Annotated in this window: 16 protein-coding genes and 1 pseudogene; 1 reads left to right on the top strand and 16 read right to left on the bottom strand. The window is 39.5% G+C overall.

From position 1 onward, the window contains the following. Positions 1 to 92: 92 nt before the first annotated feature. The 3 genes and pseudogenes from M3196_RS15455 to M3196_RS15465 all read right to left on the bottom strand — a co-directional run bounded on the left by M3196_RS15455 (position 93) and on the right by M3196_RS15465 (position 2410). Entirely contained in the window at positions 93 to 557 is a 465-nt protein-coding gene (locus M3196_RS15455; protein WP_251323217.1) for a VanZ family protein, read from the bottom strand. A gap of 222 nt (positions 558 to 779) precedes the next feature. After that, a pseudogene (locus M3196_RS15460) lies at positions 780 to 1266 on the bottom strand (DedA family protein); the annotation flags it as partial. Positions 1267 to 1534: 268 nt separating this feature from the next. Continuing rightward, positions 1535 to 2410, bottom strand: a complete 876-nt coding sequence (locus M3196_RS15465; RefSeq protein WP_251323218.1) for a YihY/virulence factor BrkB family protein — start codon at positions 2408 to 2410, stop codon at positions 1535 to 1537. A 155-nt stretch (positions 2411 to 2565) separates the two neighbouring features. Between M3196_RS15465 and M3196_RS15470 the strand changes: the two genes are divergently transcribed. Continuing rightward, on the top strand, positions 2566 to 2820 hold the full coding sequence (locus tag M3196_RS15470) for a GlsB/YeaQ/YmgE family stress response membrane protein (protein WP_066286139.1): 255 nt from the start codon (positions 2566 to 2568) through the stop codon (positions 2818 to 2820). 172 nt (positions 2821 to 2992) lie between these two features. Here M3196_RS15470 and M3196_RS15475 read toward each other — a convergent pair whose 3' ends face one another. From M3196_RS15475 to M3196_RS15535, 13 genes are all read right to left on the bottom strand, one after another. Continuing rightward, entirely contained in the window at positions 2993 to 3418 is a 426-nt protein-coding gene (locus M3196_RS15475) for a GNAT family N-acetyltransferase (protein WP_251323219.1), read from the bottom strand. 28 nt (positions 3419 to 3446) lie between these two features. Beyond that, positions 3447 to 3902: a low molecular weight protein-tyrosine-phosphatase gene (locus tag M3196_RS15480; RefSeq protein ID WP_251323220.1), complete on the bottom strand. Its 456-nt coding sequence runs from the start codon at positions 3900 to 3902 to the stop codon at positions 3447 to 3449. Positions 3903 to 4019: 117 nt separating this feature from the next. Beyond that, positions 4020 to 4727, bottom strand: a complete 708-nt coding sequence (locus M3196_RS15485) for an ABC transporter ATP-binding protein (protein ID WP_251323221.1) — start codon at positions 4725 to 4727, stop codon at positions 4020 to 4022. A 12-nt stretch (positions 4728 to 4739) separates the two neighbouring features. Next, positions 4740 to 5516: an ABC transporter ATP-binding protein gene (locus M3196_RS15490; protein WP_251323222.1), complete on the bottom strand. Its 777-nt coding sequence runs from the start codon at positions 5514 to 5516 to the stop codon at positions 4740 to 4742. Positions 5517 to 5531: 15 nt separating this feature from the next. Continuing rightward, positions 5532 to 6821, bottom strand: a complete 1290-nt coding sequence (locus M3196_RS15495; protein ID WP_251323223.1) for a branched-chain amino acid ABC transporter permease — start codon at positions 6819 to 6821, stop codon at positions 5532 to 5534. Positions 6822 to 6831: 10 nt separating this feature from the next. Beyond that, positions 6832 to 7818 carry a branched-chain amino acid ABC transporter permease gene (locus M3196_RS15500; protein WP_251323224.1) on the bottom strand — a complete coding sequence of 329 codons (987 nt, stop codon included), beginning with the start codon at positions 7816 to 7818 and terminating at the stop codon, positions 6832 to 6834. A gap of 91 nt (positions 7819 to 7909) precedes the next feature. Next, a complete protein-coding gene (locus M3196_RS15505) occupies positions 7910 to 9103 on the bottom strand; it encodes a branched-chain amino acid ABC transporter substrate-binding protein (RefSeq protein WP_251323225.1) in 1194 nt (397 codons plus the stop codon). Between the two features lie 227 nt (positions 9104 to 9330). Further along, positions 9331 to 9732, bottom strand: a complete 402-nt coding sequence (locus tag M3196_RS15510; protein ID WP_251323226.1) for a secondary thiamine-phosphate synthase enzyme YjbQ — start codon at positions 9730 to 9732, stop codon at positions 9331 to 9333. Positions 9733 to 9840: 108 nt separating this feature from the next. Continuing rightward, positions 9841 to 10902 carry a ribosome small subunit-dependent GTPase A gene (rsgA, locus tag M3196_RS15515; protein ID WP_251323227.1) on the bottom strand — a complete coding sequence of 354 codons (1062 nt, stop codon included), beginning with the start codon at positions 10900 to 10902 and terminating at the stop codon, positions 9841 to 9843. A 352-nt stretch (positions 10903 to 11254) separates the two neighbouring features. Further along, positions 11255 to 12313 (bottom strand): SDR family oxidoreductase, encoded by a 1059-nt coding sequence (locus M3196_RS15520; protein ID WP_251323228.1) that lies wholly within the window; start codon positions 12311 to 12313, stop codon positions 11255 to 11257. A gap of 254 nt (positions 12314 to 12567) precedes the next feature. Continuing rightward, positions 12568 to 12741, bottom strand: coding sequence for a hypothetical protein (locus M3196_RS15525; protein WP_251323229.1), 174 nt, complete (start codon positions 12739 to 12741; stop codon positions 12568 to 12570). Positions 12742 to 12743: 2 nt separating this feature from the next. Continuing rightward, entirely contained in the window at positions 12744 to 13211 is a 468-nt protein-coding gene (locus tag M3196_RS15530) for a redoxin domain-containing protein (RefSeq protein WP_276531399.1), read from the bottom strand. Between the two features lie 314 nt (positions 13212 to 13525). Next, positions 13526 to 15238 carry a hypothetical protein gene (locus M3196_RS15535; protein ID WP_251323230.1) on the bottom strand — a complete coding sequence of 571 codons (1713 nt, stop codon included), beginning with the start codon at positions 15236 to 15238 and terminating at the stop codon, positions 13526 to 13528. Positions 15239 to 15290: the final 52 nt, after the last annotated feature.

Below are 15290 nucleotides of genomic sequence, written 5' to 3' on the forward strand. Positions count from 1 at the left end.
TCCAATACTTGAGTACCACAAAAACAAAACTGACATAGAGATTGGACGCTTATCAATTAACAAAAAAATAAAACCGGGCAAGCAGCCCGGTTTTATTTTTTTCTCTTTTTTCCAGTAAAGGGTTTTTCCATAAGACGAAAGATAAGTGCAAAAAATTTATATATGAATAAGCCGGTTATTGCTCCTAATCCATTTAATAATATGTCATCAATATCAAAGATTCGTTTTGCGTATTCGTATTGCAGCACTTCAATAAGGAAGCTTGTTCCAAATCCGACAACAAACATGATGCGCCATGAATTAAACACACGAAAAATTAAAGGCAGTAATAAACCAAGGGGTAAAAACAATATAATATTGCCAATGATATTCTTAAAGATAAGCCAATAATCTCCGCTTCTCCACATCAGCCGTATACTGTCAAACAAAACAAGGTTTGCTGATTTTCCATATACGTACTCATTAAATGAGAAAAGTGTGGCTTTGATAAGAACGGCCATGTACAAGATAAATATAAGTGCACCTAAAACGCTTAATACAATTCTAACTTTTTTCATATTGCCTTTCTCCTGCCTTTATTTCAAAAATTCCCATAAGTGCCTTTCTAAGTGTAACACGCAAAGGTCTTAGGAGATACAGGTAAAAGACACAGAATCTCTCCACTCAAGTTACACGGTGATTTTTTTTCGCACCTTTTTTACAACAATGAATAAAAGAATGGTTGTAATAATGATTCCAGCAACCGGAAACATGTTATTCTTCTGCCTTGGCGCCAACATCTTTCCATTGTGGACCAAATTGTTTTCCAAGATAAATATAAAAAGCGGTTATCGGAAACATGGCTAAGAAGGTGTATATCGAAAAGACCCAAACGTTCATTTTTGCCATGCCGCATGGAACAGAGATCGTTGTACGGACTCCGGGAAGAAAACGTCCGAAAAAAGCAACTCCAGCTCCATATTTTCCAAAGAAACGATCGGCTGCATCAATTTCTTTTTCCTTAATAAATACATACTTTCCGTACTTGAGCAGAAAAGGTCTTCCTCCATATCTGCCGAGTGCATAAAGCGTTAAAGGTCCAAATGTACCCCCGAGTGTTCCTGCAAACACGGCAAGCCAATAATTCATATCTCCTTCATATACCCAAAATCCCGCGAGCGGCAAAACAAGCTCCGCCGGAACAAATTCAAATGTAAGTGCGATGATCAGTCCAAAATAAGAAAATTGTTTTAAAAACTCTATTAATGAGAGTATAAGTTCTTCCATCTTATCTCCCTCCCTTTCTGCCTAAAAACACAACGGAAAATATTATAACACAATCGTGAATTTGCTTTAAAGTTTTCGCAATAAAGAAAAAAAAGCCGCCCGTAACCGGACAGCTTTTACTTGTTAATGAAAGTTGTTCTTTTTATTTGCACTGCTGCTTGTTTTGTGTTTACTTTCATTTTTGTTGTTCTTGCTATGATTGGTATTTTGTTTATTGCTTTTTCCCATAAAATAATACCTCCTTAAATTAAGGTAGTATTAGCTTTCCCTAGGATTCTGCCCTTAACAAGCCCCTTTTCTTGGCAAAATCAATCTTATATTTATGAAATGTAGCGTTGAGAACGCCGCCGGATAGCAGTACGATTCCCGTTAAATAAAACCAAAGCATCAAGACGATTATAGCTCCAATGCTTCCGTACGTTTGCGAGTAGTTCCCAAAGTGATCAACGTAAAAAGCGAATCCTAAAGAAACCATTTGCCATAAAAACGTGGCAACAAGAGAACCATACCAAATTTCACTGTATTTTAATTTTTTGCATGGGGCCATGTAGTACACTACCGAGACAACTGTTGCTATAAGGAAGAAACTGATCAGCCAGCGAAGAACAGACCAGATTGTTAAAAACTCCTCACTCAAACCTAAATAAGAAAATGCAGCGTTCCCGAGCATTTTACCAAAAACGGGGAAGACTAAAGCAACAATAAATGCAAAAATAACGCCAAATGTTAAAAAGATTGCTAACAGCCTTGTCTTAACAAAGCCTCTGCATTCTTCCACGCCATATGCTTCATTCAATGTTTTAATTACGGCGTTAATCGCATTGGAGGCTGACCAGATTGTTGCTAAAATCCCGATCGAAAGGAGACCGCCGCTTCTGCCTTCAAGCACCGCCAATAAGTTTTCCCTGACTGAATCCATTGCTTCTGCTGGTACAAAGTGTTCAAGCAGATCCAGCGCATCAGCAGGTTCAATAAAGAAAGCACCCAGAGTCAATAAGAAAATTAAAAATGGAAACAAAGATAAAAGAAAATAATAAGCAAGCTGAGCTGCAAGCCCAGTAACATCCCCTCTTTTAAAACCGTGCATGAACTCAATCCCAAAGGCTTTTGCCTTCATGTGTTTAAGAATGTGCCATAAAGTCACTGGTTCTCTCCCCCCTTGCATAGTTGTTTATTTCCTATATCATTCCCTTTCCTTATAGTGATAAAAACTTTTTTCGCAGAAGTTTATATTTTTTTATAATGGGTAACTTAAGAATAATTCCATATTACAACACACAAAAAAAGGAGGAATTTTAAATGAGTTTATTATGGGCACTTATAATTGGAGGAATCATCGGTTGGTTAGCAGGACTTTTAACAGGGCGTGACGTACCAGGTGGAATCATCGGTAACATCATCGCTGGTTTTGTTGGTGCATGGTTAGGCGGATTGCTGTTAGGAGACTGGGGTCCAACTGTTGCCGGATTTGCAATTATTCCTGCAATCATCGGAGCTATCGTCGTTGTACTTATTGTGAGCTGGATTATGCGCAGCATGCGTAGCCGTGCTTAATTAGAACCAAAAAAGAACATAACATTAAAAAAGAAAGCTGCCCCAGAAGATCAATTGATCTTAATGGGTCAGCTTTTTTAATGGTAACTGCAGGTTTTATGCGTGTTTATGGAGATTTATGCGCGTTCACGGACTTTTATGCGCGCTCATTTTTTACAGTTCTCCAACCTGCTTAAAACCTCTTTTTAAACACAAAGCTCGGTTTTTCATAATGCATTTTTTCTTCATAAAACCGGTGAGCGTCCAAACGGTTTACGTTAGAGCTTAATGCAACACAATTGCAGTTATTCTGTACTGCAAATGACTCCAAAAATGCTAATAATTCTTCACCATAGCCTTTGGAACGTTCATCTTGATCCGTTATGAGATCGTATAAGTAAACATGTTTTCCATCATAAAAATTCGTTAAAATAGCAAATCCGGCAAGTGCCACAATTTTTTCATTATGATAATTCGCAAACAGCGTGTAGCCTTCATTTTGCATTTTAAGAAAAAGTTCATAAAATAAGTCTTCTGAAAGATGTGTACGCAGCTGGTTCATGACAGGAAAAGCTTCACGGACCTCATGTTCTAACGATAATTGCCTGATCTCACCCATTTTTATATCCTCCAATTAAAGCGATTCTCTATTTAATCTCAATCAGCAATCTTTCACAACCCGCTGATACCAGTTCATAAACTTCATGGAAATTTCCTGTAAAGTACGGATCCGGTACATCTTCAAATTCATTTTCCGGCACAAAGTCCATTAATCTTGCAATCAAGCCTGTCTTGGATTGCCCTGCCATCTTATGCATGTTTCCGATATTCTCAGCATCCATTCCAATTATATAATCATATTGCGTCAAATCGTTGGTTTTGATTTGGCGTGCTTTTTGTCCTACAAATGAGATTTCATTTTTTGTTAAAATATTTCGTGTTCCTTCATGCGGGGGTTCGCCCACATGCCAGTTGCCCGTCCCTGCAGAGTCTATTGAAATTTTGTTCTCCAGTCCTTCTTTTTTAACTAAATCCCGAAATACAGCCTCAGCCATTGGAGAACGGCATATGTTGCCTAAACAAACAAAGAGTACCTTGATCATGATCATACCCCTTTCTTTCTTCCTTATAAAGTATAACATTCTTATCCATTTTTAAAGAGTAATCTGAAGCAAAAAGAAAAACCGGGCTTGTTTCCGCCTGGTTTTCTTATGCAGCAATTACGCGAGGTATGCTTCACGAACTTGTTCATTTGTGATTAATTCATTTCCTTGGCCAGCCATTACGATTTCTCCCGTTTGGATCACATAACCCCTATGGGCAATCTGGAGAGCCTGAAAGGCATTTTGTTCTACTAAAAGGATCGTCATTCCTTCTTTATTCAAATCTCTTATGATATCAAAAATTTGTTCCACAATTACTGGAGCTAATCCCATTGATGGTTCATCCAGCAGCAGCAGACGTGGCTGTGACATCAAGGCACGACCAATCGCGAGCATCTGCTGTTCCCCGCCGCTCATGGTCCCTCCTTTTTGGCTTAACCGTTCCTGAAGACGAGGAAAATATTGAAAAACTCTTTCCATTCGTTCCTTTACGATTTTTTTGTCTTTAACGATAAAAGCACCCATCTCAAGGTTCTCTTTTACGGTTAATCTCGGAAAGATCCTTCTTCCCTCCGGAACATGGGCAATCCCTGTTTGTGCTGTCACGTGGGCAGGCTGCTTTGAGATATCTTTTCCCTCATAAGTAACAGTACCTGTTTTCGGCATTACTTGTCCGCTTATCGTTTTAAGCGTAGTGGATTTTCCTGCACCGTTAGATCCGATTAATGTAACGATTTCGCCTTTTTCAACAGAGATGCTGATTCCTTTTAGCGCATGAATACCACCGTAAAATGTATTTACATCATTTAATTGCAAAATACTCATCGTTCTCCTCCTTTACGCTGGCGTTACGGCACTTTTTCCAAGATAAGCTTCAATCACTTTTACATTGTTGCGGATTTCGGCAGGTTTTCCTTCTGCTATTTTTTCCCCGTGGTCCAAAACAAAGATTTGTTCTGAAATTTCCATAACCAATTTCATATCATGTTCAATTAATACGATAGTGACATCGAGATCTTCTCTCATACGGTGTATAAATTCTGTTAATTCCCTTGTTTCCCTAGGATTCATCCCGGCAGCTGGCTCATCGAGCAGCAATAGTTTCGGTTTTGTTGCAAGTGCACGGGCAATCTCCAGCCGTCGCTGTGCTCCATACGACAGATTTTGAGCATCCTCGTTCAGATGCTGAGAGAGACCTACATATTCAAGCCAATGGTAAGCTTCTTCCTGGGCGCGGTTCTCCTCTTCGCGAACTTTTTTCGTTTGAAATAACGTACCGACTATTCCGGCATTCAATTGTTTATGCAAACCTACCATTACATTTTCAAGAACAGTAATGTTTGAGAAAAGGCGGATATTCTGAAACGTTCTTGCTATTCCGTGTCTCGCAATTTCATGAGGCTTCTTTCCAATTAAGGAAGTGGACCCAAGCTGCACGTTTCCTTTATCAGGCTGATAGACTCCTGTAATTAAGTTAAAAAAAGTAGTTTTGCCTGCTCCATTAGGACCAATGACAGCTGTGATCGAACCTTTTTCAACTGTTATATCCACTGAATTTACGGCAACGAGACCGCCAAATTGTTTTGTTAAATTACTTACTGTTAATATAGACATTTCTTTCCACCCCCTTTATGCTTGAAATCCTTTATCATGCTCAACCGTAATCTGTTCTTTTCTGTGTTTTTTAGAACCCTCTTTTAAAGATTCCTCATCGAACACAGGATTTTTCGCAGGAATTAATCCTTGAGGGCGATAGATGGCAAATATGATTAAGATGGCGCCAAAAATAAATCTTTGCATTTTAGCTGGTGCAAGTGCTTCTGGGAAACTGATCACACCGTTAAGACTTAATTGGTTCAAATAGTTTGTTACTTCTGTAAGCACCTGAAGATTTAGGATCGTGATTACTGCAGCACCTAATATAACTCCAGGCACGCTGCCCATTCCGCCTAAAATAACCATTACCAGAATGGTAATAGACTCCAGCAATGTAAAACTCGTCGGATCAACGAACGTTTGCTTCGCCGCAAAAACTACTCCCATCATTCCTGAGAAAGATGCACCAATAGCAAATGCCAAAAGTTTTGTCCGTACCAGGTGGATTCCCATTGATTGTGCAGCAATCTCATTTTCTCGTACTGCCTTCCATGAACGGCCAATTCTTGAAAACTCAAATCTTCTAACTGCCAGAATGACAAACAGCAAGATTGCAAGAACGATATAATAAAACTGATTCGGATAAACAAATTGATAGCCAAAGATTTCAGGAGGCTTTACAGATGCCAACCCCATTGCACCGTTCGTGATATTAACAGGCTTATCAAGGTTGTTAAAAACAATCCTGATAATCTCACCAAACCCAAGGGTTACGATAGCAAGATAATCACCTTTTACACGCAGTACAGGAATTCCTAAAAGGACACCGAAAAGTGCCGCGACAAAACAGCCGATTAAAATAAAGATCCAAAAGCTTTCACCTGATAATGGAAAATCACCAAATGGCATGAATTTTTCGGCCTGGCCTGTTGCAAAGATTCCATACGTATAAGCACCAATGGCAAAGAATGCGACGAACCCAAGATCTAAAAGACCTGCCAGCCCGACAACAATGTTCAATCCAAGTGCCATTGCCACATAGATTCCTACCACCGTAGCTACTTCCATATATGACTGGTACCCTGGTCCTGTACTTGAGACGAAAGGTATGACACCAACCAGCACGACTCCTGCAATCACCCATTTTAAACGATCCGGCAGTTCTGTATAGTAAAGAAGCAGCAAAGAAAATAAGAGCAGAAGAAATGCTGTTACAGAAGCTTGAGCTAGATATAAGCTCAGTGAAGTTACCAAAACATAAAGCACGAGCAGAATGATTTGTGCCAGCTTGTTGCCTTTTATTTTATTTGTCAGTTTTTGCACGCATCTTCACCTACACTTTCTCAGTAACTGCTTTGCCAAACAGTCCTTCTGGTTTGAAAATCAATACGATGATCAATATGGCAAACGCAAAAACGTCTTTGTATTCTGCACCAAAAATACCGCCAGTTAATAGCTGAAGATTAGCTGCAGCAAACATCTCGAGAAGTCCGAGCATAATACCGCCTGCCATCGCTCCCCGAATATTTCCAATACCGCCTAGTACAGCTGCTGTAAATGCTTTTAATCCCAGAATAAAGCCGATGTAAGGATCGATTGTCCCGTATTGAACCGCGAACAGTACACCCGTTGCTCCTCCAAGAGCTGATCCGATAAAGAAGGTAAGCGAGATGATTTTGTTCACGTTGATTGACATGAGTGATGCTGTTTCACGGTCTTGTGCAACAGCTCTCATCGCCATTCCCCATTTTGTTTTATTAACGAAAAAGTCCAGTCCAATCATCATTAGCACGACAGAAATGATAAGGATGATCGTTGAAGTCTTAAAAAACGCATCACTGAATGATGAAGAAATACTAGAGAATTTAATGGCAAACTGTTCATTAAACATAGATGGACCCGTTAAGATATAGTTGCCTCTTTTGTATTCCGTAATAAAACGAACCAAATCTTGAAGCAAAAACGAGACACCGATCGCAGAAATCAGCGTGATGAGTTTTGGTGCATTCCTCAGAGGCCTATAAGCCATCCGTTCTATTCCAACACCCATAAATCCTGTAAGAATAGAGGTTACAACAAGCACTAAAATCAATGCGAGAACTGCAGGCATAGCAGCAAGCCAGCCCATCCCTGTCATAAGGATCAGCATCGCAACACCGATAAAAGCACCCGCCATAAAAATCTCACCATGTGCAAAGTTAATCAGTTCCAAAATTCCATAAACCATCGTGTACCCGAGTGCAATAACAGCGTATATCGCACCTAGAGCTAAACCATCTACAAGTACTTGAGGCAAGGATTGTAAAATTTCAGCTACCATAAATATTCCTCTCTTTCACAACTAGGGAGTTAATGTAAAAAAGAAGAGGGATATGGCCAATAGGGTCATTCCCTCTCATGTAAACGTCTGTTTACTTACTGATTTCGCCTTCTTGTACTCCTGGATATTTAGGTTCACTGAATTTGTAGATGTAAACTTTTGCGAACTTGTTATCACCTATGTCATCGAATCCGACTTTTGTTACAACACCTTGAAAATCCTGAATTTTACGAACTTCTTCCGCTACTTTTTCACGGGATGGAAGTTCTCCGTCACTGCCTTTAATCGCAGCCTCAAGACCTTTTAATAGAACGCTCATTGAATCATAGCCATAAGCAGAATAAGATTCTACGTTCTTATTAAACTTCTCTTTATATTTAGAAGCGAAGTCTTGCCCTTCTGATGTTTTGCTGGCATCAGCAGCTACAGAAGTATAATACACGTTTTCGACAGCATCACCCGCAATTTCAACGAGTGTTGAAGAATCAAGCCCGTCTCCACCCATGAATGGAATAGAGATTCCTTTATCGCGTGCCTGACGGATTAGCTGTCCGCCTTCCGTATATAGTCCGCCAAAGAATACTAAGTCAGGTTTCTTTGATAAAACTTGTGTAAGTACTCCATTGAAATCTTTCTCGCCAACTGTTATTCCTTCATAGCCAAGAATTTCAGCCCCAGCATCTTCTGCTGCTTTTTTGAACGCGTCAGCAAGCCCAGTTCCGTATGCTGTCTTATCCTGAATAACAAAAATCTTCTTAGCTCCTAATTTATTTATCGCAAAGTCTGCACCTGCAGGACCCTGGAAGTCGTCACGTGCAACAATACGGTTTACTGTTTTAAGCCCGCGGTCCGTTACTTCCGTTGCCGTATTAGCCGGAGAGACCATTGGAACTTTATACTTTTCATAGACTTCAGATGACGGAATAGAAACACCTGAATTTAAGTGGCCAACTACCCCAAGAATCGATTTATCAGAACCGATAAGCTGAGCGTTTGCTACACCTTTTTTAGGGTCAGCCTGATCATCATATGGCTGCAGCTGAAGCTTGTATCCTAAGTCTTCAAACTTCTTTTTGTTTTCTTCAAGAGCAAGCTGTGCACCAAGTTTAATAGATTCCCCAAGTGTTGCACTTCCTCCTGATAATGGAGTTTGTGTTGCGATTTTAATAACCTTTCCGCTTCCTCCACCACTGCCTCCTGATCCTCCTGAAGCATTACAGCCTGCTAAAAGTCCTAAAGACAAAGCAGAAGCTGCTAATACTTTTAACCCTCTTTTAATCCCCACCTAAAAATCCCCCTTGTTAAAATATTTTGATAATTGCAACTATTTAAAAAAATAGTACATGAATACGAGGCTCTAGACAACTAAAATTTTTAAAAAATAGAAATTTTATTTTAAATTTAAAAGTTTTCCCTAATATTCAACAAAATTCCTTAAATGCCGCACCTAGAACTTTAGTAGGAGAAATAAATAAAATCCGCTGCATCCCTGTCAGCGGATTTTTGATAGATTTAATTAGAAATAATTTCAACCTGATAGTTCCTCTGTCTCGGACCATCAAATTCACAAAAATAGATGCCTTGCCATTTTCCTAGGAGCAATTCACCGTTTTGTATCAAAATAACTTGTGATGCTCCTACTGTGCTTGCTTTTAAGTGAGAAGCTGAATTTCCCTCTGCATGACGATACTTTGTGTGTTCCCACGGATACACCTCGTCAAGTCTCATCAGCATGTCTTTCACAACATCAGGATCAGCGTTCTCATTAATCGTTATTCCAGCAGTCGTATGCGGACAGTACACATACATAACACCGTCTTCCACCCGCTGTTCCTCAAGATACGCCTGCAGTGAACTCGTAATCTCATACATTTCGTCGCGCTGGTGTGTTTGAATCGTAAATGTTTGAGCCACTTCCTATCCCTCCTCTACTCTTCTTAATTTGATGATTCCCTATAAAAAACCTTTTTATCTATGAAAAAACCCCAAAAGGGAAATTCCTCTTGAGGTTTATTTTGTATTTTATTTTCGATGAACTCTTGTACGGTCACCAGCGATCTTTTTCCAGCGTGCTTTTTCAGCAAGTGCCAGCTTTTGATCCTCTTTCCTTGAAAAATAAGCGAGTTCACGCTGAAGCTTTAAATAGCTGTTATAGCGCTCATCATTCAGTTCTCCGGTCTCGATAGCACTTCTGACTTCACATCCTGGCTCATTGTTATGTGTACAATCACGGAACCGGCAACGTTCAGCAAAAGACTCTATATCCTGAAAGCTTTGACTTAAGCTATTGTCACCTTCCCAGAGCTGAAGCTCGCGCATTCCCGGTGTATCAATCAGAATGCCGCCTTTTTCAAGTACGAGCAGCTCACGGTGAGTCGTCGTATGTTTTCCTTTTCCATCCTCTTCACGGATAATGTTTGTCTTTAGTACTTCCTGACCAAAAAGCTTATTGGCGAGCGTTGATTTCCCGACACCAGAAGAGCCCAATAGCGCCACGGTCTCTCCTTCTTTTATAAAAGAAGATAGAGCATCAAGGCCTGTTTCGTTTTCCGCGCTTACTGCGAAAGTCGGTACTCCAAAAGCTATCGACTCAACCTCATCGATGTACTTCTGAACATCTTCGCAAAGATCTGCTTTACTCAGAACAATAACTGGCACAGCCCCGCTTTCCCAAGCCATCAATAAATAGCGTTCCAGACGGCGCAGGTTAAAGTCCTGATTCAACGCATTTACTAAAAATACGGTATCTACGTTAGTCGCTACAATCTGTTCTTCTGTAGTAAGTCCTGCGGCTTTTCGGGAGAACTTGCTCTTACGAGGCAGTATGCCGTGAATATAGGCTTTCCCTTCCTGGGGAACAGCTTGAACAGCAACCCAGTCACCTACTGCAGGATAATCGTGTCTTCCAGTAGCGTTGTATCGGATTTTACCCGTGATTTCTCCAAGTAATTCGCCATGTTCAGTCAGAACGTCATATAAACCTTTATGCTCTACACTGATCCTGCCTGGAACAAGTAATTGATTTTCATATTCTTTAAAAGCCTCTTCAAATGTTTGATTCCAACCTAGTGATTTTAAATTCAATGTAATACCCTCCGAATAAATGTTGTCTATTTTTAAAAAATAAAAAAGAACCGCAATATACGGTTCTTTACAGAATAAAAGGTGCACAAATACCCCTTACTTCATATAAAAAACCATGAACTGATGCACAGCCCATGGTTAAAATGACAAATTTAATCGCAGAAATTACAAATCAAAAACGTTATCTGCTATTCTTCATTGTCCCAATAGGCTGTACAAGAAACAATACACTCTCTGAAGTCAATCCTTTAAGTTGTCTCATCATACATCCCTCCTTGGGTTTTGTTAGAATAATTTTACTTCTTTCTTCACTATACCAGTATATGCATTTTTTGTAAATAGATGCTTACATTTATTTTGTAATAGCAGAGTTGTCGTGATAGCCCTTTATGATTCTCTTGATCATCTCTTCATCCATTCTGAGAGATTTTTTACCGAGCATGGCAAGAAGTTCTTGTGTATTAGAATCATCAAAAGTAATGTTTCGGTTCAAGTAATTTTTATATACCTCAACCACATTATTTAAAAGCTTTTCTTCTTCATTTAGATTCGGTTCATAATCGTAAGGAGCAAGCTTGAAAAGTTCTAGATCAGCCTTCTCCCTCATGATTTGAAACACATCCGCACTCATCGGCGGTTTGCTGTTTGTAATGTGGTAGATGTGATTTTCTCTGCCTTTTTGCAACACGTCTGATAAAACATCAGCTACATAATCTACAGGAACGAGATTCTGCGTACTGCCTTCTTCACACAACAAATGAAAAACACGGTCTGTTAATCCTTTTCTCTGAAATCTTTTCTTAAATACTTCCAGACTTCTCATTAAGCCATAAAGCGTAAATTTCGAATCTGCTTCGCCTGTTTTTGAATCACCAATAATAATAGCAGGTCTTAGAATTGTAACGTTGAAGAATTCCTTATATTCCATGCAAAGGTGCTCTGCTCTGCACTTGCTTTCTTCATAAGGATTATTAAATGAACGGTCCAGCGAATGCAGTTCTTCTTTTGCCGTTTCGTCCATTCCTAACGTGTAGGCCGTACTCACATAGTAAAAATGAGAAACACCTATTTTTTTTGCTGCCTCAAGAGCATGTTTTGTACCTGTATAATTTATTTGAAAGAGTTCTTCTTTAAGATCGAGGTCAAACTTTACAAGTGCAGCCATGTGATAAAACACATCAATTTTATTTATAAGCACTTGTTCAGTTTCCTTGTTCATTCCCAGATCAGGATCTGTGATATCCCCTTGAATAATATGAATATCGCCTTTAAGATCGGCAGTCTTTTGAAGAAGTTGTTCTGCTTTTTGTAAGTTGCGTGCCAGCACAAATAATGTGTGTCCTTCACGTGCCAGATTTTGAATTAAGCGTCCACCTAAAAAACCGGTTGCTCCGGTAAGAAAAATAATCATTAAGCCGGTTCCTTCCTATTCCTATATCAGCATATTTTCTCTTCTATAGTAACACATCATCTTACAGTTGGAGCCGTATTCATGGGTTTTGTACGTACTTTAGTAAAGAAAACTTTGTTTGACACTAAGCCATATCCGTCAGTCTTAGTTGAACTTATATTCTTTTCCTAAACTTCTTTGGTCTCGTCGATGATCATACAGTTAACAAGTTACACTTTCTATAAGTTCAAAAAAATAAAGCCGCCGCAGCAGCTTTATTTTTCATCATCTGGTTTTGCAATATTTACGGCTGGCATCTCATTGTTCATATAGTCAGTGGGATGACCATCGTCTTCCCGGTTTTCATCATAGAAGAATTCATTGATTTCTTTTTCAGCGTGAGCTGTCGGATCTTCATATTGATTTTTGGATTTTTGTTCCTTGTCCATCGCTATTCTTCCTTTCCGCAGTTTTCGCAAGCTTTAAATACTTCCTCATATTGAAGTCTTTCGTTTGCATCAAACTTATGATTACAGTAACGAATAATGCCCTCTTGATCGATTACAAAACAAGATCGTTTCGCAGTACCATTCTCTTCGTTCAATACTCCAAAAGCTTTTGTCACTTTTTTATGCCAGTCGGCTAAAAGTGGATAAGGAAGTGTCCCAAGGCTAGCAGAAAAGACATTGTGTGAATAGATGTGGTCCACACTTATCGCAAGTACTTCAGTATTGGCATCTTTAAAACGCTGGTAATCCTCTTTCCAAGAGGTAATTTCCTTAATTCAGCCAGGTGTGAAGTCAAGCGGATAAAACGCAACAAGTACATTTTTATTGCCTCTGAAATCCGCTAAAGAAATATCTTTTTGAAGCGTGGATGGCAACGTAAAATCAGGTGCCCGATCGCCCGTTTTTAACAACTAACCCACCTCCTTAGTTCATCAAGAATATAGTTCCCTGTTCCGTTAAAAGAAAACGTTGGAATATATAGTTATTGTTTAGAATATGCAGGAAGGTTAGAGCTTGTCTCCATATGTGCCTGTTAAGACACACGTCAACAGCGCTGGTTTTGTCGAAAAGCCTATAAATCATCATTTAGGGCCTATAATTTTTATAAAATAAAATTACGGCCTAAAACTTTATGATTACGGCCCATAAATTTAAATTACGGCTTATAAATCATTTTCCACCTAACAAAAAAGCCAGGAAGCTTAGCCCTGGCTTTCTTAAAAAATTATTTTACTTCAACTACAATTGTTTCTTCGGCAGTTTCTTCTTCAGTTGCTGGCACTTCAACAACTTCAGGAGCATTTTCTTCTAAAACATCTTCAACTGCTAAAATCGCTGCATTGATAGCTGCGTTAAGCTTTGCATTTTCACTAGCATTCTCAGCTGCCAAAGAACGGATCTTGTTTAAAAGAGCCGTAACTTTTTCAGTAACTTCTTCTTCAGTCGTAGTTTCTTCAGTTGCTGGTGCTTCCTCAGTTACTTCTTCTTCAATCGCAGTTTCTTCAGTCGCTGGTGCTTCCTCAGTTACTTCTTCTTCTGTTGTAGTTTCTTCAGTTGCTGGTGCTTCCTCAGTTACTTTTTCTTCTGTTGTAGTTTCTTCAGTTGTTTCTTCTTCAGCTGGCACTTCTACTGTTGCTGTAGCGTGTACCGCAGCGTTTGGTGCAGCGTGCAGCTTCGCATTTTCACTTGAACGCTCATACGCATTAGAGTTGATCTTGTTTTGAAGAGATTTATTTTCTTTTACTTCTGTTTCTTCTTCAACAACTTCATCAGTTGTTTCTTCAATAGCCGGAGCTTCCTCAGTTACTTCTTCTTCAGTCGCAGTTTCTTCAGTTGTTTCCTCTTCAGCTGGCACTTCTTCTGTTGCTGTAGCATGTACAGCAGCGTTTGGTGCAGCGTGCAGCTTCGCGTTTTCACTTGAACGCTCATACGCATTAGAGTTGATCTTGTTTTGAAGAGATTTATTTTCTTTTACTTCTGTTTCTTCTTCAACAACTTCATCAGTTGTTTCTTCAGTAGCCGGAGCTTCTTCAGTTACTTCTTCTTCAGTCGCAGTTTCTTCAGTTGTTTCCTCTTCAGCTGGCACTTCTTCTGTTGCTTTAGCATGTACAGCAGCGTTTGGTGCAGCGTGCAGCTTCGCGTTTTCACTTGAACGCTCATACGCATTAGAGTTGATCTTGTTTTGAAGAGATTTGTTTTCTTTTACTTCTTCTGCATCTTCAGACTCATCTTCATCAGAATCTTCGTCTTCTTTCACTGCATCTTCGTCAGCGATAACATCTGTTTCCTCTTCTTCTTTAACAGGATTATCTTCATTTTCCTCTTGAACTTCTTCAGTTTCTGAGTCATCATCGTCTTCTTTTACAGCTTCTTCATCAGAATCAACATCCGTGTCTTCTTCGTTGCGGGTTGCATCCTTTTCTTCAGTTACAGTTTCATCAGTTTTACCCTCATCACTGTCCGCTTCAGGAATTTCAACTTCGATCACTTCAGTTTCTTCTTCCTCAACAGGAACTGTAACCTCAGTTGGCTCTTCTGTTACAGGCTCTGTTACAACTGGTTCTTCTTTTTCAGCTGGAACAGCATGAATAGCTGAGTTTGGAGCTGCGTGCTTTTTTGCAGTTTTACTTGCATGCTCTGCACCTTGAGAGTGGCTCTTATCTTTAACTGATTTTTCGGCTTTTGCAGGCTTTTCAGCTTTTACAGGTTTAGAAGCTTTAACCTGTTTTTCTTCTTTTACAGGTTTTTGGCTAGGCTTTACGTATGTTTCATCTTTTGCCTGTACTTTCCCGTGAGATGCTTTTGCGCTTTGAGCGGCAATCGCTTTCTCCGAATTATGACCAGCCGCTTCAGCAGCACCTGTTCCTACAACTGCCGCAAGAGTTAATGTTCCAGCAAATACTAAAGATTTTACAAATGTACGGTTGACTTTTTTCATTATAATTCGCTCCTTAATTTTTCAAATGGTTGTTTTTACATCACTATTTCTC

The organism is Fictibacillus nanhaiensis, from assembly GCF_023715445.1.
GTDB classification, from domain to species: domain Bacteria; phylum Bacillota; class Bacilli; order Bacillales; family Fictibacillaceae; genus Fictibacillus; species Fictibacillus nanhaiensis_D.